16 protein-coding genes are annotated in these 18,767 nt (G+C 39.4%); 6 read left to right on the top strand and 10 right to left on the bottom strand.

What is annotated here, in order from left to right:
• Positions 1–136 precede the first annotated feature (136 nt).
• Positions 137–688, top strand: a complete 552-nt coding sequence (locus MHH46_RS16680; RefSeq protein WP_076190250.1) for a TetR/AcrR family transcriptional regulator — start codon at positions 137–139, stop codon at positions 686–688.
• A gap of 408 nt (positions 689–1,096) precedes the next feature.
• Positions 1,097–1,330, top strand: coding sequence for a transcriptional regulator (locus tag MHH46_RS16685; RefSeq protein WP_076106729.1), 234 nt, complete (start codon positions 1,097–1,099; stop codon positions 1,328–1,330).
• A gap of 117 nt (positions 1,331–1,447) precedes the next feature.
• On the opposite strand, the gene MHH46_RS16690 is transcribed toward MHH46_RS16685, so the two are convergent.
• Both MHH46_RS16690 and MHH46_RS16695 read right to left on the bottom strand, forming a co-directional pair.
• Positions 1,448–1,720: a hypothetical protein gene (locus MHH46_RS16690; protein ID WP_179088131.1), complete on the bottom strand. Its 273-nt coding sequence runs from the start codon at positions 1,718–1,720 to the stop codon at positions 1,448–1,450.
• A 68-nt stretch (positions 1,721–1,788) separates the two neighbouring features.
• Positions 1,789–2,109 (bottom strand): hypothetical protein, encoded by a 321-nt coding sequence (locus MHH46_RS16695; RefSeq protein WP_143762384.1) that lies wholly within the window; start codon positions 2,107–2,109, stop codon positions 1,789–1,791.
• Between the two features lie 231 nt (positions 2,110–2,340).
• Between MHH46_RS16695 and MHH46_RS16700 the strand changes: the two genes are divergently transcribed.
• Positions 2,341–2,787, top strand: a complete 447-nt coding sequence (locus MHH46_RS16700) for a hypothetical protein (protein ID WP_076126604.1) — start codon at positions 2,341–2,343, stop codon at positions 2,785–2,787.
• Positions 2,788–3,578: 791 nt separating this feature from the next.
• Here the strand turns inward: MHH46_RS16700 and MHH46_RS16705 are convergent.
• Positions 3,579–4,598: a hypothetical protein gene (locus MHH46_RS16705; RefSeq protein ID WP_305953679.1), complete on the bottom strand. Its 1,020-nt coding sequence runs from the start codon at positions 4,596–4,598 to the stop codon at positions 3,579–3,581.
• 1,775 nt (positions 4,599–6,373) lie between these two features.
• The gene (locus MHH46_RS16710) at positions 6,374–6,775 is read right to left on the bottom strand and encodes a hypothetical protein (RefSeq protein ID WP_076126607.1); all 402 of its coding nucleotides are present in this window, start codon (positions 6,773–6,775) and stop codon (positions 6,374–6,376) included.
• A gap of 1,279 nt (positions 6,776–8,054) precedes the next feature.
• Between MHH46_RS16710 and MHH46_RS16715 the strand changes: the two genes are divergently transcribed.
• The 3 genes from MHH46_RS16715 to MHH46_RS16725 all read left to right on the top strand — a co-directional run bounded on the left by MHH46_RS16715 (position 8,055) and on the right by MHH46_RS16725 (position 11,838).
• On the top strand, positions 8,055–8,732 hold the full coding sequence (locus MHH46_RS16715) for a response regulator transcription factor (RefSeq protein ID WP_076126794.1): 678 nt from the start codon (positions 8,055–8,057) through the stop codon (positions 8,730–8,732).
• A 69-nt stretch (positions 8,733–8,801) separates the two neighbouring features.
• Positions 8,802–10,547, top strand: coding sequence for a DUF885 family protein (locus MHH46_RS16720; RefSeq protein ID WP_076126608.1), 1,746 nt, complete (start codon positions 8,802–8,804; stop codon positions 10,545–10,547).
• A 19-nt stretch (positions 10,548–10,566) separates the two neighbouring features.
• On the top strand, positions 10,567–11,838 hold the full coding sequence (locus tag MHH46_RS16725) for a cell wall metabolism sensor histidine kinase WalK (RefSeq protein WP_076126610.1): 1,272 nt from the start codon (positions 10,567–10,569) through the stop codon (positions 11,836–11,838).
• 1,095 nt (positions 11,839–12,933) lie between these two features.
• On the opposite strand, the gene MHH46_RS16730 is transcribed toward MHH46_RS16725, so the two are convergent.
• The 6 genes from MHH46_RS16730 to MHH46_RS16755 all read right to left on the bottom strand — a co-directional run bounded on the left by MHH46_RS16730 (position 12,934) and on the right by MHH46_RS16755 (position 18,695).
• On the bottom strand, positions 12,934–13,461 hold the full coding sequence (locus tag MHH46_RS16730) for a putative immunity protein (RefSeq protein ID WP_076190249.1): 528 nt from the start codon (positions 13,459–13,461) through the stop codon (positions 12,934–12,936).
• Positions 13,462–13,476: 15 nt separating this feature from the next.
• Positions 13,477–15,354 carry an asparagine synthase (glutamine-hydrolyzing) gene (gene asnB, locus MHH46_RS16735; RefSeq protein ID WP_076190248.1) on the bottom strand — a complete coding sequence of 626 codons (1,878 nt, stop codon included), beginning with the start codon at positions 15,352–15,354 and terminating at the stop codon, positions 13,477–13,479.
• A 148-nt stretch (positions 15,355–15,502) separates the two neighbouring features.
• The gene (locus MHH46_RS16740) at positions 15,503–16,441 is read right to left on the bottom strand and encodes an alpha/beta fold hydrolase (protein ID WP_076190247.1); all 939 of its coding nucleotides are present in this window, start codon (positions 16,439–16,441) and stop codon (positions 15,503–15,505) included.
• Positions 16,442–16,719: 278 nt separating this feature from the next.
• Entirely contained in the window at positions 16,720–16,932 is a 213-nt protein-coding gene (locus MHH46_RS16745) for a DUF896 domain-containing protein (RefSeq protein WP_036676956.1), read from the bottom strand.
• Between the two features lie 62 nt (positions 16,933–16,994).
• On the bottom strand, positions 16,995–17,411 hold the full coding sequence (locus MHH46_RS16750) for a MarR family winged helix-turn-helix transcriptional regulator (protein ID WP_248548678.1): 417 nt from the start codon (positions 17,409–17,411) through the stop codon (positions 16,995–16,997).
• A 189-nt stretch (positions 17,412–17,600) separates the two neighbouring features.
• The gene (locus MHH46_RS16755; protein ID WP_036676951.1) at positions 17,601–18,695 is read right to left on the bottom strand and encodes a HAMP domain-containing sensor histidine kinase; all 1,095 of its coding nucleotides are present in this window, start codon (positions 18,693–18,695) and stop codon (positions 17,601–17,603) included.
• Positions 18,696–18,767: the final 72 nt, after the last annotated feature.

An 18,767-nucleotide genomic window follows, 5' to 3' on the forward strand; every position in this document is an offset into this window, starting at 1 on the left:
TACTTATTAATATTCCCTTTGGATTATCCGACAACGTGTTGTATGATGTGATTATAAATCTTCATTATTCCTTGATCAACCATCAGTTTTTTATGATTTGTCGGATGATATTCTTATTCACTAGTAGGAGGGACACATGAAAAAGCAACCCCAAATAACGGAGAAAACGAGACAAAAATTTGTAGAAGTTTTTTGTGAGTTATATAGCCAAAAGCCGATTGAGAAAATTTCGGTTCAGGAAATTTCCAATAAGTCAGGGTATAACCGCAGCACCTTTTATCAATACTTTACTGACATTTACGAATTGTTAGACTCTGTTGAAAATGACTTATTAAATGACATTAAAAAAGAATTGGCGAATAAAGAGCTATCGATGGATACGGTTCAAGATACACTCTATTGTCTGGACAAAAAAGAACATCTCCTGGTTCTCAACGCCCTTTTGGGTGATTATGGAAGTGCCCGTTTTTTAAAACGCTTAAAAAAAGAAATCGCTTTGGATCAATTAGAATTAAACGTTCCGCAAAACCAATCACTAACGCCATACTTCATTGAGTTTTACCTGACAACTGCTCTTTCTTTGTTTCGTCTTTGGCTTCAGCGTCAAAAGGATTTATCGTCAGAAGAATTTTTCAAGTTAGTGGAGAACCTATATTCAAGAGGGATTACGCCCTATTTTAAAGAATGAGTCTGTCATTCAAACCAAATCCATATGTTCTATAACAATAAAAAAGCGCGCATAAGCTTGTTTACACAATATACTCCATAAAAACTGACCTAACTTACTCTTAAGGTGGACGATGTTATAGACCAAGAGATGGGGCGTTATTGCTTATATATGTACGGAGTGAGAGATATGAACATCATTAATCAATATAGCAATGAGGATTTAGCAGATTTTCTACACAGTGCTATTATGCATCATTAATCTCAATTGTGAACAGGAAAATTGGGCTGATAATAGGAAAACCACAGATTGAACTAACGGGAAACATGGGGAACTTCATCGTTATAGGACCCTTAATGAAGTATATTCATGCTGGCAATGGACAACGCTTAAGGTTAAGTATTATCTTATGCGGGAGGTCATCACTTCTTGAAATTTGAACTAGGACGTTGCTTACTGAATGAACGATTGATGGAATCCGGGAAGTCAGCGGAATGGCTGGCAAAAGACTTGCTTTTTAAACCGGAACGAGTTTACGACTTTATTGAAAACAAAAGAGTGATGCCACTCAAAATTGCCATATCGATCGCCGATTCCATCGGTTGTGATGTTCGTGCCTTGTATGAATTAATTCCGAATGATAATGAAGTAAAGGGAGATTAATGGAATAAGTGGTAGGTTGCATTAAGACTACGAATGTGATCCATTAAGCTAAGATAATGGGAAACGATAGCTCTATCAAAATAAGAAGGCAGCCGGTCAAATGATCGGCTGCCTTTGTTAAAATAACGGGCAGTTTAGATTACTCATGATGAGGATGACGAGAATCACAATTGGCGGAACAGCTTGAGCCAGATCCATGACGACAGCCTTGGGATTGAAGAATTTAAAATCCATGATGCTGCTCGGCATACGCGTGTAGCGCATCCAGCTTTCTTCCCAAAAGCAGGTCGAGTTTGGTTTCGCCTCGAATATCGTGAATACCGGTGTTGTAAGTGTGTTCCTTTTTAATTGCAAAGTATCAGTTCCGTCTGGTCTTTCGCTTGATGCCATGCTTGCTTGAGCAAATGATGCTTCTTGCATTCTGGCACGATGTGTTGCCGTGGAGACCAGTGCCTAGTTTACGGACTGCAAACGAAAAACAAGACTGTATTGTTCCTTGGAGCCAACACACGAATAAGACCAAACAAAACCAATATTGCACCGCGAACAGGCCAAGCGTGCAAAAAACACTTTTTACCAAAGATGCTGAAATGACGAATCTTGCTCGACGTATTACGGCCATCTCGCTTTATAACTTCTTCGGAGTGGCATAGAGGACAGGCCTGTTTGTAGGCTACCAGTGAGGCTTCCAAATGTACTTCTGTTTCATGGATCGAGACAACGCTATGATGTTGTAGTTCTGGTAATCCAAGCAGTTCGTTAATATACTGGATGGGCATCTGTCATAGCCTTTTCGTGTTGTTTGGTTGGACTTACAACATTACAAGATTTGCAGATGTTTTTCCATTTCTATCCTCGGTTTTACTCCGTTTTAATTTTCAACCGCAAAATTTGATTTTGAGCCTCAATTAATTGTGTAATTTGAGTGAACTCCCATCGTTTTTGTTACCGAAATATGTATATGGGCATATAACTAATTCTATAATTTAAAAGTCGAAAGGATGATAAACTTGTCTAGAAATTTAACTACACCAGATGGAACTACAGTATTTCCCTTTATAGCTCCTCAAGTTATTAGTGACCAAATTACACAAGGTAGAGTGGGGCACTACTATAAATCTTCAATTCCTGGGTTTGGATTAGTAACTTGGCAACTTGTAAGTTTCACGGTGCCAGCACCTGGAGCTGATATTGGATCAGGTACAATCTCAATGAATATTATCAATCCCGATGGTACAATGAGTTTTACTCAAGTAAGTAACCAAGATATAGTTGGGTTGCAATATATCGGTCCAGTATTGCCTGTTACCCCACCGCCACCTCCTGTTACACAACCTAAGCCCGTATGGTGTTCTTCAGCACCTTGGCATCCGGCTTGCTGGCGCGCTGAAGGCCCCTATCAGTATTATAGAGGCTATGATACGTACTGGGTACCTGTTCATATTCCTAAGAATTAATGTTGTCATCAATATCTTTAGAGGGAGTAACACTTCGATTTAACCACTGATTACAAAAAGAGAAAGTAGTAACATGTGATGTTAGTTTCTAGCTTCAAACTCCATTAAAGATTTCGGCTAGTGATAATATGTATTCTCGTAAATCAAGTTATTTCATATAAAAAAACAAGCAACCTACAGTTGATTTTTATGTAGGTTGCTTGTTTTGATTTCTAGTCCTCTAGGTTGTATTATCAGAGTTCGCATTTTATACTCTTTTCCCGGCCTTTGAATTCATCTTTTATTAGCCAAGTGACGGTTTAATCACCTTACCTAACTCACTCACTTTTTCGGGTAACTTTTTATGCATGGTTTATCAAATTTGAATTTGGGGGCTCCTTTTTTGATGCCAAAGTGTTTCTCAACTTAGATCTACTATTTGTTCCATTTATAAGCGTTAGTGTGAAATTATAAAAATTGATCTCATCGAATCCGACAAAAATTTGTGAGTGCCACCAACACGAGTGGAAGTGTTGGATGAGTACAATACGCGTTTAATGGTTCTGTAATATAAGGAATAAATGGCTCAATCAGAAAAAATGAAAAGATACTGTCCCGTGTAAAAGGAACAGTACCTTGCCTTTACGTTTGGCTTTGCTTCTAAGCGATTGAGATTTATTGTCATTTGGTGCTCGCCTACTTTTTCGTAGGATAATCTATCTTATGAAAAAAAAAAAAAAAAAAATGACTTTACGTAACGTTCATCCAACTTATTGAACGTGACAGGAAGATGTCGTTACGCGGGCATGTTCTTATCTCGACTTTGCTTGGATTATCTTAAGCCTGGATAGTTCTTTCGCTGTGAGGCGCCGGGTATAGGCAGCATTGCCGTTATGCGTATCGACTATCTTGATTCGGCCCGCACTCTGACCCGCTGGACGTGCCACACGGACTCGGAGTGCACTTAATGCCCAATCGATGGGAAAGGCAACCGAAGTCTTTCCATCCGTTGTTCCGGCATAATTTACAGCGGCCGCATAGTTATCTGAACTTCTCAGCCAGACTGAGCCCGAGTCGCCGGGAAGTGATATAGGTGTATTGCTCAGAATAATTGATTGATTGAGGAAGGTAAGCACGCCGATATCCGAACCATAATCTACTTGTACATCCGTATTTACCGAATCTACTTTTCCTCTGGTCAGTCCAGATGTCCGTCCTACTTTTTTGAAGCGTTCGCCTACACGGTAGGAGGTGACATGACCGGGAATAGTGCCTATCGTTGCATACTGTGGGCTGACAATGCTGTTGCTTAGCGGACGGGACAAGGCTGCATCAACCCGGTTTGAACCGCTGGTAGTCAGGGTAATAAACTGCGATAAATACCCGACACGGTTCCTTGGTGTCCTGCTTTCATCCGATCCGCCGGGCTGCAGTGTTTCTGCGCGATTGCGGGAGTTGGTCGGGTTGGTGAGCACATGGTTATTGCTGAATAAATACTGTTGATTGCCCCTGCTTACAATTAAGCCTACGGTTCCTGATCCGCCTGTGGTACCGATACTGTATCCTGCGATTACCGGACGAATCCGGTCCATGTAACTTGCGTTGCTGCGGATTTTTTGGGTTTTCACTACTCGTATCGGGACTTTTACAGTCTTGCCTCTAATTTGTGAGGAGAGCTTCGAACCAAAGCCTAGCGTCGTGCTGCTGACCGCATTAGCATAGAGGATCACGGCTGCGCCCTTTTTAGGATGTTTGGGATCATAGTATCCGACTCCGATCCCATGAATTCTCCGGTTCTTAAGTACTGTTTTCGAAATGTTATTCTTGATCACAAGAGCTTCAGCAAAAGAGGCCACTATTCATCACCTAATCTCATTAGAATAAGATAGTATATTAACCATGCGCACAAAAGGAATGGGCACTAATCATTGCATTTATGTGATAATGGTGAAATTGGTTAATAAAGATTGACGACAGTTATATCTGTCCAGCCATTATCTCCTCTTTAATTTAAGCTGTGAGCGATTTGTCGAAATACTGCTTATATGAGCGACATAGTTCTAAACGTGCTAATAGCCGGCCATTTAACTGAAAAAACCTTCATATACGTCAAGAGAGGCCGAACCGATGCAAAGCTTGAATGCTGGAGACGAGGATGCCTAAGGCACGGAAAAGGGAATAAAATAAGGGGTTAGAGTGGAAAGGATGCCTGATTACATCTTGTGAAGTCAATATTTCAGCATATTGGTCTTACTTTTGGTACGAGGCACTACGTACACGTAATGTTTTCGATCATTTAAACCACCATCATGAAACTGTACAGAAGATATATAGTGAAAGAAGTTGGGATATCGATATTTGGCTGACATCTTGGAAATTTACATCCATGATTTTGTTGAATCGAAAAGATATATACTCGATTTCTACAAAAATCTGATAAATAAAATATTGCTGTTGCTGAAGTTGTTTTAATCAACTATTTTAAGCCCCATATAATAAAGATTTCAAAAAAATATTTCAGTCATCGGAACATGAGTATAAAGAATGTTATGTATTAGATCTCGATTATGTAATTGTGGAGTTTGATACAACTGGTTTAGGTTTTAGGATCAAGAGTCAAGTGTTCGAAATAAGTAAAGAATATTTGTTAAATATACATTTGATTCGTAATCATCAAACCTAGCCCACCTGTAGCCCTTAAGCAAATAGTAGGTCCCACCAGTTCCATTTCCGATAAGCCAAAATTGGATTTGAGCAGCAGATATTTAAACATCCGCACCGGATCAACTACGGTTCGCCCGTTATCGTGGCAATAGTTTTGTTCAATTCTTAATATACAAAGCTAAAATAATTCGTTCATTTGACGCAGCAGGTGATCGTTAGGAATCAAAATATGGTTAAGCTTTGCAAACGGGCTCAATATAGAAACTCTGCTGCTCAGGGAGCATCAAAACCACCAGCCTTTAATTGGATACTTTAAAAAAGAAAAAAAAGAGACATTCCTCATAAAAATGAGAAATTGTCTCTTTTGGGGGGCGTAGGACTTTTTAAGTGACCTCTTTCTAGATGAGGTAAATGTTATTGTTGTTACTACTTAGCAAGTTAAGCGTGAATATTTGTGACTCTCCTTTAATCTGCCATTAATAAAATTAAATCACTTGAATTAGCACGGTGTCATTCGAAGACGACAAGTTCCTCCTGAACCAGAGCATCTAAAAGATACAGTTTGTGCAGTGGCAGGAACTTGATAAGTCGCTAGTGTGCCACCAGGATTTAAAGAGATCTCTGATCCAGGAATAATAAACCTTCCATCATCTGCAACCAGTGTAAATGTACAGCTACCAATATTTGAAATGGCTTTTAATTTTGGTGCAGGCCCCCCAAATCTTTTCACAAGAGTGAAGTTTCCACCACAAGCACCTATCAGGTCCACTGTATTTTCACTTATAGTCGATCTAACTCTGGATAACTTTGGTGCGCGAGTAATGGGAGCTCGTTTTCGTTTACCATTTGTACGAGTACTTGTAATTCTCTTAACTTTCTTAGAACAATTACATGACATATGTTATCACCTCGTAGTTTTAGTCTAGATTATACGTAACTCACCTTAACAAAAAGAAGTCCTTAGTATACATCTTCCACCTGTACCAGATTGACAACGGAATAAAATCTGATGTGGAGGAAATGCGTTAGGACCAAAAACATACCTAGCTAGTACATTGCCTGGTTGTAGCGTGTACTCCGAATTTTGAATTACATTTCCATTACGATCTACCGCGAGTAGTGTGAATGCACAATTTCCTACGTTACGAATTGTGTTAAACTCAGCAGAAAGTCCATTAGTTCTAGCTAAAATCAAGAGCTGACCACAATTTCCTGAAAAATCAAAAGTCTCACTCAGTTCTGTAGATCGAACCTTTCTTTTTCTTGGGACTCTAATTTCAGAAAGATTGATTTTTTTTAGGCGAACTGTTTTACTTTTGGTTGTTTTTCTGCATTTACATGACATTGAACTTACCTCCTTACACAAGATAAGACAGTATATTAAGGGGAGAGACAATACGTATGATCTATTATCCAATTTTTATAAAATATACCTTAGCCCTGTGATTGAAATAACATTTCAAGTTGAATTATATGGAGGAAGTATCTTTTAGAGAAAGATCATTTTTATAGTATAAGTACAAGAAGTAATGATGCAGCTTTAAATGGAGGAAGTTCAGGTTTTGAAATGATGACCAGTGCAATTCAAAGTTAAGTGAAAGAATACTCCAATCTATAATTAGACAGAACAAGGAGAAGGGGATTAGTAAAAATATTCTATTATGGATTCACGATCAGTGGTTGCGAGTTTCTCTATACTATTTTTCTGCAACTGTTTAAATTATTCAGAGTCAAGGTTAACGCAAAAATCTAATATTAGATGGATAGAAGTTCTTGAGTTAACAAAATCTAAATTCAAAATTGCTTTTAAGCTAGTAGAATCAATGACAAAAATTAAAGTGGATGTTTTATACAAGAAATAGAATAGTGCTGATTCAGACTTTAAAAAGTATAAGTGACCTAAGGAGTACATGGATTCGTTTATAAAAAAACATGACAGATAAATTCAAAATCAAAAAATATTTGTAGTTAACGAATGAAACAGCAACCGTTCTTTGACCGGTTGCTGTTTCATTAGAAGGAGGAACTTTCGGCAATGGGACCAAGTTCTTGTGCGACAATGTCGAAGGACAAGGACTTGGTACTATTGCCGATTTGAAAACCATTAAAATACATAATCATGTACAATAATCAATAAGTAATTATACACCATCAGACCTTATCCATATCAGTTGAAGCCGCTAGTAAACAATGAAGAGAAAGCTATAACTGCGTTACATCAAAATTGAGGCCCAAACAATTCAACAAGAAAAACATTCTTCCTATCTTTAAACAATACTGTAGTGCCCAACTATACTAAGTTTGTATCCAGGTTAAAAAACCTCAAGCCCAATAATGCTGAGTTGAAAGAAATACATAACTACTATCTGACAGGGGCAAAACTCCAGCTGGAAGGGTTCATTAGTAAATACTTCAAATAAATAGTTTAATAAAAAGAACCCAAAGTACTTTAAGGGTTCTTTTTTAATGGTTGACACGAACTTTGCTACATTCCCGATATGATTTCATCTACTGCAGAAAGTTAAAAGATGCCATTGTTCTTAAGCTGACGGGCAGGCAATATGGTACTATTTAGGAGGAACTGAGATGTCTAACCCCATATTTGTTCATTCATGGAGGGACTTATGAAGCTGTTGATCGTAGAGGACGATATTGGAATATCGCACACAATTGCAAGAGTTATGCAGGATGAAGGGCATAAGGTTACGGAGTGTCATAACGGAGAAGAGGGCTTGCATCACGCATTGTACGGCGAGTTCGATTTAATTATTTTGGATATTATGCTGCCTAAGGTTGATGGATTTACGTTCATCCAAGAGCTGAGGAAGCAAAGAGTGGATACCCCGATTCTTTGTCTGACGGCAAAAGACGGATTGAACGACCGGGTAAAGGGGTTAACGATCGGAGCGGACGATTATGTGGTGAAGCCATTCGAAATTCCAGAGCTGATTGTCAGAGCTAAAGTGCTGTTGCGCCGTTATGGCAAGGTTAATCAAGAAGAGCAGATTAGCTACGGCCCGATTGCTATTCAAGTTCGAAATCGAGCAATAACGGTCGCAGGAGAAGAGCTGACTTTAACAGAAAAGGAATGTGAGCTGCTTGAGTACCTGCTCATGAATAAAGAGCAGATCGTGACGAAAGAGCAAATCTATAACCGAATTTGGGGACTGGATTCGGAAGCGGGGATTGGCATCGTCGAGCTCTATGTCCATTATCTTCGAAAGAAGCTGTCTTCATGGCATGCCGATCAATATATCCAAACCGTAAGAGGTTTGGGCTACATACTCAGAATAAACAAGTAGTTTTTCAAAGGGAAATCAAAGGTTCATCTTATATATTCTTCTTATACTCTATAAAGGAGAGATTGATGAATGAACCTTGTAAGACAGATGTTTAAGAACACCCGATTGACTATTTTATTAGCTGTGGTACTTCTCGTATTGCTGATTGCAGGCGGTTTGTTTGGGCAGACCCAACATCAGCCAGAGAGTTTAGACGGATTGATTCAGAAGATGGCGGTAGATACGCTTAAGAATGACCCTGAGACACAGCTTTATTTTGACGTGAAAAATGTGGAGGGAATCCGATGGGATCCCACTAAGCTTACGGACCTGTCGGATGCCGATTACGAATTATTAAACGATAAGAGAAATGACTTGTTAAAAAAATTGAATAACTATGATGCTGCTATGCTTTCCCCGGAAGACAAACTCACCTACGATATCCTAAAATGGGACCTAAGCGCGGCGCAGCAGGTATATAAATATTGGGATTTGAACACGAATGACTACCTTTCCCTAACCAATTTTCCGCCGTATTTCGCGAACAACTATCCGATTCGCAGCCAAGCAGATGCAAAGAATTATATCGTTGCGCTGAACGGTTTTTCAGATAAAGTCGCACATGTCATTAATAGAATTCAAGACAGACGGGAGAAAGGTATTGTCCCTGCTTCTGAATTTCTTAAGGAAATGCTTACGAGTTACAGCAAATTGCAGAATACGAAACCGGAAGAAACGATTCTGTACAGTTTGTATGCAGAGAAATTAACCGAGTTAAAACTCGATCCCTCCGAAGAGGAAACGCTGAAAAAAACGTTAGCGCAAACCCTAACCGATCATGTACTGGCTTCTTACGGCAAACTTGCCGATGTGATCAAGAATGATCTTATGAAGCAAGCATCCGTGAACCAAGGAATCTGGAATCAGCCGGGCGGCAGCGAATATTATTCTGCAAGGCTCAAACTTACTACGGGTACTGACCTTAGTCCTCAGAAAATTCACGAGATCGCTAAACGCAAGGTAGAAGAGATCGAGAAGGAGCTAAGAAGCGGGGCTTCGGGTCACGCACAAACTACATCTGCAGCCAGATTCCTAACTGGAGATAAATTGCTGCAAGCGTTAAACAGTAGTTTGTCGGATGCCACGCCCTACTTGTCCGATTGGTTTGAAGAGGAGCTTATCCCGGACCATCCCGTGGATGTGCGGGCGTATTCGGCTCTTTTCGCATCGGCTGGTGGAATGTATATCCCCTTATCTATAAATGGTGATAGGAGCGGGAGATTTGTCATTCCACTCGAAAATCCGACCTCCGAAGAAATAGTTAAATTGCTTGCCTTGCATGAGGGTATTCCAGGACATCACTTTCAATTCTCGATTCAATATGATCAACCATCCATTCCATTAATCCGCAAAATAACGATGACGGCTGGATACGTAGAGGGATGGGCGGTCTATATGGAAAGCTTATGCGCGGAGAAGGGGTTGCTTGATCGGAATATGGTACTAAACCGTTTGCTGGGCAATTCCATGGGTACCGTGATAGATACGGGTATCCATGGGCTGAAGTGGACAAGAGAACAAGCTAATGAGTATCTGGTTAGGGTTACCGGAACGGGGAACGATGCTTTGATCGACAGTGTCATTGCCTATCCTGGACTTAACGAAAACTATGCGATCGGATCGGAGCAATTCCAATCCCTTCGGGAGAAGGCGGAAAGCGAACTCGGGGATCGCTTCGATATCAAGGCATTTCATTCCGTTCTTCTTCGAAACGGGAATATGCCATTTCCAATATTGGAACAGCAAGTGAATCAATACATCAAATCCGCCAAATAAAAGGAGAGCAAACCCCGGTATGATTAAACGCACGTTAGTACGAATGACGATATGGAACAGCACGGTTGTATTTTGCTTGCTCGTCACACTGGGGGGAGGATTATATGGGTTGGCACATTATCGGATCTATTCCGATATTGACCGTCATCTGGTGTTTAATATTGACCACATGCAACAAATTTCTCTAAGTAACGGGGAGCAAGTACTTAACATTGATTCGAAGGAACCGGAACGTTTTATGATGTCATTTTATTGGGATTCCAACGATGCATTGATTCAAAGCGTATATTATAAAGTACCATATATCGAATTGAGTTCGATGCTTCGGGAAAAACAAAACCACATGCGGCCCGAGTCGATACTCGTGGGTAAGAAAACCTATCGATTCGTGAGCAGACCCTATCAGGGTAAATTGCCAATAGTCGAGAAACTGTCGAACATTCCTTTGAAAACAATTCAGATATTTACGGAAATTTCCGCCGAGGTGTATTATTTGAACCGGTTATTATGGTGTATTAGTATTGGAATCGGTGTCGGCGCGTTATTATCTATCATCGCAGGTTACGCTTTGGCTAGACGGGCGCTCATACCAATTCAGAAGGCTTGGGATAAGCAGCAGCAATTCGTTGCAGATGCCTCTCACGAGTTGAGAAGTCCGCTCTCGGTCGTCCGAGGGCAAACACAAATATTGTTACGCCATCCCGATCATACGATCGAGGAAGAAAGCGCTCCAATTTCAGCCATTCTGAAAGAAACCAAAAGAATGAGCAACATGGTAGACGGCCTACTTCTTCTGGCAAGAGGTGATTCACATGAGGAGGTTATCTCATGCACACCTGTTCGTATTGACGTGATCATTAAAGAGATCGCCAAAAAAATGGAGCCAATAATGGATTACAAGCAGTTGCGGGTACAGCTTCATGTCGAAGGCTCGGAATTGCTCATGAATGGAGATGAGAATCGTCTCATACAGTTGTTCATGATTTTGTTGGACAATGCCATTAAATTTACGCAGGTGGATGGGCAAATCGATCTTGAGTGTCTTAGGCAGGGGAAATCAGTTCTTGTAACCGTCAAGGATAACGGAGTGGGTATTTCGGAACATGAATTACCACTCGTATTTAATCGCTTTTATAAGGGAGATTCCTCTAGAAGTAGAGGGGATCATGGAGCAGGTCTAGGGCTATCGATCGCACGTTGGATCGTCGATCAACATCAAGGTACTGTCCACATTAGCAGCGGGGTAGGGTGTGGTACGACAGTTATGATTCGTTTTCCGGTGATTAGTTAAAAATAATAGTACTCTTCAAAAGAGACTTACAATTGTTGTCGGGACTTTTGGGTTTGGGGATATCTATAGAACGCAGCAAAGTTCTTTATTATCCATTATTTTCTAAAAAGGGAAACTAGTACATACTGTGCAATAAGCGAAGAAGATTATCTGGCTTCGCTACCGGTTATTAGCGCATATAAACAAAGAGTGATTATCGCTCAATGTTTAACTTGGATGTGATGCCTTGTACGAATTTCAAAAAAACCGTTGAATCAGCTCAACGGTTTTTTTGAATGCATTTGTGTGTCGTCCTATAAGTGGTTGATGAAACTCTGAGCAATTGATATGGCCAGTCGAAATCGCAAGGCTCTAATTAATGATGTGGTTATTGCTCGGAATTCGGAAGAGGAAGTGATAAATAGATCAAATAATATAAACCCCTAGATTGTGACCATAATCTATTGTAAGAGGACAAGAACATAGACCTATTGGATTCCGCGCTAGGCGCGGCTTTTTTGTTTTATCGGTACAAGTTCTTGTCCTTTGCTTAGGACAAGAACTTGTACCGATTGCCGAAAATGGACAAGAACATGGTACTATTGACGATTTGGCGAATATCTAATTCGGATATTTATGTCATTCAGCAATGGCCCCAACATTACTCTTAGAAGAAGTTTAAACGCTATTGTTATGGTAATACTAGCGCTGGTCGAATCTGGTAGCGAGCCGAGCCAAGAGATTCATATAGAACTATGTATAATCTAAGTAGAACGCATCTTAGTGACATATGTACAAAATACGGGTTTTGTGAGGAAGTAGTTTATTAAATTATTGGAAGCAACCAATTAGTTCCATAATATTACTAATTAGCTATCCATAACTGATATCTTGGCAATGTTCAAAACTGTTCAAAATAACTGCCCTTTCCTAAGCAATTGATTCTTATTTAGTAATCGTATTATCTAAAACGAGTATTAAGCTTTAAAGCTCATCAAGTCACGCATTATTGTTTGCATTAGATTACATAACTCTCAATTATATAAAAAGTTAATTATTTCTATTATTTAACTTTTAGAATCATCCTCATACATGTTCATCATTAAACCTTCAATTTCAAAGTAACTCTTCAGCTAACCTTAATTGTCTCTCACGTTCTTTAGTAGCTGCCTCTGCAACTGAAGAATGATCTGATATGTAATTCACCAGTTTTACTGCATAGTCACTGCAAACCATAGCGTGTCCTCGCATATGTCCAGTTGCAATGGCTTGTGCAAAAGAACGGGCAGCATACTTACTAGCCTCGGTTGTGGACTCTTTGGCCAATTCATTGACTATGAATCCAACTTTTCTTAAATCAAAGGCTCTAATCTCACCAGTTATACGCTTTTCTAGCGTTTCTATACCTAAATCAACACGCGGGTCATTTACAAGCTGTTGGTCCAGATGATCCAGGTGCTCAACTGCTACTTTCAAAGCCCATTTGGCCAGAAACTTCTGTGGCAGATTTTCAAGCATGACTTCAAGTAGATTTCTTAATTCATGGTTATCTATAATCTTTATCTTTGGACTAGTATAAGTAAACATGTTAGTTTCTCTTAATTGCTGTTCATGTTTATTCCATGCATATTCCTCAATATTCAACGAATCACTCCCCCATTACAACACGGCACTATTTAATTGCTTCAGGTCTTCTTTTATAAAAAGAGTGTACCATACTGAAAAAATGTAAATTAGCCAGATTCTACGCGAATAGTCGCCTTTATTACTCCGATGCTGGGTAAACATTTCTTCGATGATATTCATATTGAATATTTCTTCAATGCCACTATAGCGTATTTGTTCGAACATTATATTTGAAATTGGAGTTTTGAGCCAATCACGAATGGGTACGGGAAATCCTAGTTTCGGTCGATTCACAATAGCTTCCGGAACGATTCCTTCCATAGCTTTACGCAAAGCAAGTTTTGTTGTTTTTTGCCCAATCCGATTGGACACAGGTATTTTACTAGCCGTCTCGAAAACCTCTTTATCTAAAAACGGGACTCTTAATTCTAATGAATGTGCCATGGACAGCTTATCTGCTTTTGATAAAATGTCTCCAGGTAACCAAAAATTCATATCAATAAACTGCATTCTTGTCGTAGGGTCTAGGTGAGCTGTCTTATCATAAAAAGGCTTAACGATATCCGTGGGATGTAAAAAGCTATTCTGAGCGTGTACCGATTCGTGGAGCAAGTTCATTTTACCGCTTTTGTTAAAAATATTAGCATTTCCGAAAAAACGCTCTTCTAAAGGTGTCAGACCTCGAAGTAAATAATTTTTCCCATAAAAATGATAGGGATATACGGATAATGATTTTCGTAACGAATCCTTTATGAAGTTAGGCATCCAGGTTATCGGTCTTAATGCATTTGGCTCTCTATAGATTCTATACCCTCCGAATAATTCGTCAGCGCCTTCCCCTGATAGGACAACCGTTACATGTTCTTTTGCAAGCTGGTTTAGATGATAGAGTGCAATAGCGGAAGGGTCTGCAACAGGCTCATCTAGATGCCAGACCGTTTTCGGGATACTTTCAAAAAAGTCTTTTTGCGATAAAATGTGAAAATAATGATCTGTCCCCAGTTTGGCTGCCGTTTGATTTGCAATGATTGTTTCATTGTTCAGCCCTTCAAATCCAATCGAAAAGGTTTTTGTTGATTCTTCTGCTCTCATCATTGCAGCTATTGCGGTGGAGTCAATTCCACTGGACAAAAAACATCCTCTATCCACATCACTTTGTAAATGAAGGTTTACAGACTCTTTCAATTTCCACTGAATTTCTTCAGCATAGTCTGCTAAAGATCGTTCTACCGGTTGAAAATGGGGTTCCCAATATTTCTCGATCTTCATTTCACCATCCGAGTTAACAAATAATCGCTCCGCAGGTCCTAATTTATGAATGTGTTCAAACATCGTATCAGGATGCGGGACATACTGAAAAGTTAAGTAGCTGAATAAACTTTGATATTGAAGCTTTCTGGGTACCCCTTGCACTGCAAGTATGCTTTTAATTTCCGAAGCAAATAAAAGATTATTTTCGTCTTTGTAATAATAAAAAGGTTTGATTCCGAAATGATCTCTAGCAGCAAAAAGAGATTGTTCCCTAAGATCCCAAATCGCAAAACTAAACATTCCACGTAAATGATGGACACAGTCCTTGCCGTATTCCTCAAATAAATGCACAATGACCTCTGTATCTGATTGCGTCTGAAAGTGATGTCCTTTTAGCTTTAACTGATCTCGTAGTGTTTTATAATTATAGATTTCACCATTAAAAACAATCCAAAGAGTACGATCTTCATTCGTCATCGGTTGATTACCATCACGTATATCAATTACAGACAATCTGCGAAAACCAAGTCCAATGTGAGAATCGAGCCATACTCCCTCATGATTGGGGCCTCGGTGATTCATAACCCCTGTCATTTGTTTTAAGGTTTCTTCCTGTGGTGGCTGTCCATTATATTTTAATATTCCTGCTATTCCGCACATACTATGGTAGTCCTTCCTATAATAAAGATTAGGATATAGAGTGCCCATAATTGCTTTGATAAATTTATCATTTTTTTCTAAAGGATTCACTTATTTGAAAATACGAAAAAAAGAAAAGCCTGAATTAGCAGGCTTTTCTCATTCATTCTTACTTTATCTCTCCCATAAAGCTTCTAAAGTTCTCGACGATATCTTTGGATCGGGTATGGTGCAAATAATGCTCCCCATCAAGCAACATCAATTTCCCGTGTAAGGAGTCTTTAATCTGTTCTTTATGCAGGGATTCCCAGCCTGGAACATCCGTATTTTCTTTCACTAGGAAGAAAATAACAGGAAGATCTTTAGGGAAATTTAATGTTTCCGTGACTTTGAAATTACTTTTAAAATGCTCTGCTTCGCTGATGATATTAGGATTCATCATGTTTTTAAGTGAAATCATTCTATTTTGTTCTTTAGTTTCCTCATCATCACTTGGTGTAACGATTTGGGCTGGATTGAGCTTTACCAGCAATCTCATAAATCCTGAGTTTTTAAGCAGCTTATAGGTTCCTGATGGAAATTCTTCATCGTTGCCCCCTTGTGTGGGTACGCTGCTGTCTATGCCTACGAATGCACTAACTTCGTTTTCGTATTTGTTCACATAGTCCAGTCCGTAAATTCCCGCTATAGAATGTCCCATCAGAATATAACGATCTATCTTTAATTCTTGTAAAGCTTCATGAAGCTCACTCACGATATTGTCGACCGTTCGTTCTTTTGTGGTGACATCGCTTAGTCCATAACCAAACGGTTCAACTACTACAACTTTATAGAAAGGAGTCAGTTCATCTACAAGTGGTTTGAAATCAATTACGGGTGATGCGGTTCCAAACCCTGGGAGTAACACGACTGTTTCCTTGCCTTGCCCTTGTATGGTAACATTCATCTTTTTCCCGTCGACAGGTACAAGCTGACCATAGGGTTCTATTTTTCCTTTCTCCACTTTATTGCTGATCACATTGACTGTAAAAACGATGACCAGAAAAAGTGCTAGGAGTATGACTATAGCGACTATTACTTTAAGTAAAATTAATAATGTTTTTTTCATACTTTCATTTCCTTCCTTGATGTTTCTTTTAGTTTCTCCAACTTCTGCACCCCTTCATGTTATCCCTTATCTTTTGTCTATTTCATTCTAACAATCCAGTCTTAGATCCTGTGTAACGCAAGTTTAATTGATTCTTAACTTTCAACAGCTCCTAATGATAACGAATTAAGCTTCTGTTAAGATTTATATAACAAAAAACACCTCTAGATATCCGTCGATCAGCCATAGGCTAATCTAACGTTATCTAAAGGTGTAGTTTCCACTTATTAGTTCATTGATTATTTACGCGCTGCACGAAGCTTCTCAGGGGTTACGTCATTTCCATCCGGATCTAAAATTGTCACTCCAGAAAGACTGTTACGAACTTGTCCACGAATTTCACGCAGATAGTCTTCACGCAATGCGATCTGTTCAACCCATTCGCCTTGTGTCAAGCCTACTTCACGTTCTTTCTTAGCTAATTCATTGATGCGAGTCAAACTTGTAATCATCTATGTTCCTCTTTTCTTAGTTTTAATTAGCTTACTAACGGTTATGGCGATTAGTTCCAGATTCAAGCTAAATTATCGGCCATTTGTTTCATAAGTCTTCTTAATAATAAACGTTCTTCAGGTATAATTCCGGCTAGTAATTTATCCAGCTGTTTGTTCCAGATCTGTTCCACAGGTTCGCAGAGATTACGTCCGGCTGGGGTTAGATACACTCGGCTAACTCTGCCATCTTCAGAATCTCTTTTTCGAACAACAAACCCATGATTTTCAAGAGATTTCACCATATTTGTTATGGTTGGAGGCTCACAATTCAAGCGTTCACTTAGCTGTATTTGTGTCATTCCATCTGTTCTCCATAACCGGCATAATAACTGTTCTTGACCCACATGAAGATTAAGTTCTCTAAGCAGTTCTGCATAATCTCTACGCATTTCCGCTGATATTCTATCCAGTAGTTCCCTTATCTCATCTTCTATCACAGATATTTCCTCCGTACTGCCTTACAAATTACTTAGCAAGCTAATAATATCACGATTTATTAAAAATTTCAAATAAATGTCCGGTAACGTTCATCCTGTCTGCTGACCAAACCATTAAAAAAGGAGTAAAACCACAAGATCACATAGATCTCGGTTTTACTCCTGCTTAGTCGACACTTGACTTCGTTCTCAATTATTTTGTGGAAGCCGTACTTCAAACATCGTCCGCACTACACTGCTTTGTGCAGAAACTGTTCCAGCATGTTGTTCCACAATGTTTTTAGTGATAAATAAGCCCAGTCCCGTACTCCCTGTGGGATGCGTTCGCGCTCGATCCCCGGTGTAGAACATATCAAAAATACGCGGGAGCTCTTCCGGATCAATACAATCTCCATAGTTAATGATCTCAATAACGACTTCATTTTCCTCTAAATACCCATGAATATCAATAAATTGACCGTCGCTTCCATATCGCGCTGCGTTGGTGAGGAGATTCTCAAATACACGCGCCAGCAGCTCACCGTCACCCTCTATCTTCAGAGGTTGGGTTACATCCAAGCGGGAAGTAAGACCATTTTTCTCAAAAACGGGATATAACTCTTCATTTAACTGCAAAAGAAGCTCACTCAGGTCGATCGAGGTTTTTTCAAGCGTAAGCTTACCATAGTTCATTCTTGTGATTTCAAATAGCTCATCAATTAATTTTTCCAAACGTTGAGATTTAGTATAAGCGATCGTTGTATAATGTCTGGTCTGTTCTGGCGTTAATTCATTGTCCTTAAGGATAAAATCCAAATAACCTATAACGGAGGTAAGTGGTGTACGCAGATCATGTGCCAGATTTAATACAAGTTGATCTTTACTGCTCTCCGCAAAGTCGCCCCGCTCAATAGCTTCCTGAAGATGGTCAATAGCCAGATTGATATCATGGCCAATAAGGCCGAATTCATCTTTAGATGGGATATCTACCCGCTCCGAGAAATCACCCGACGCCAGCTGATGGATCCCTTTCGAGATTTCCTTGAAATAATTTGCATATGGTTTAGTAAATATAAAAAAGAATAAGATGGCCAAAGGAATGAAGATAATCAAAAACGCATTAACATCACCGATATCCCGCATCAAGTAGCGAACTTTAGTCAATGGATTTTCTAATAAGACCTCTGATCGATAATATCTCTGCAGAATTTTATAGATTGAAAAGGTAATTCCACCGGATACAAGCATACTGGCCATCAGCAGCATAATCATTTTTGTGCGAAAGCTATAGATCATTTTAGGCATTGGTTGTATACCCTTCCCCTACTATTTATCTTTGTAGTGACAATGGTATATGAATTCATTCAAAATCTCAAA

The sequence above is a fragment of the Paenibacillus sp. FSL H8-0175 genome, from assembly GCF_045040615.1.
GTDB lineage: Bacteria > Bacillota > Bacilli > Paenibacillales > Paenibacillaceae > Paenibacillus_AQ > Paenibacillus_AQ odorifer.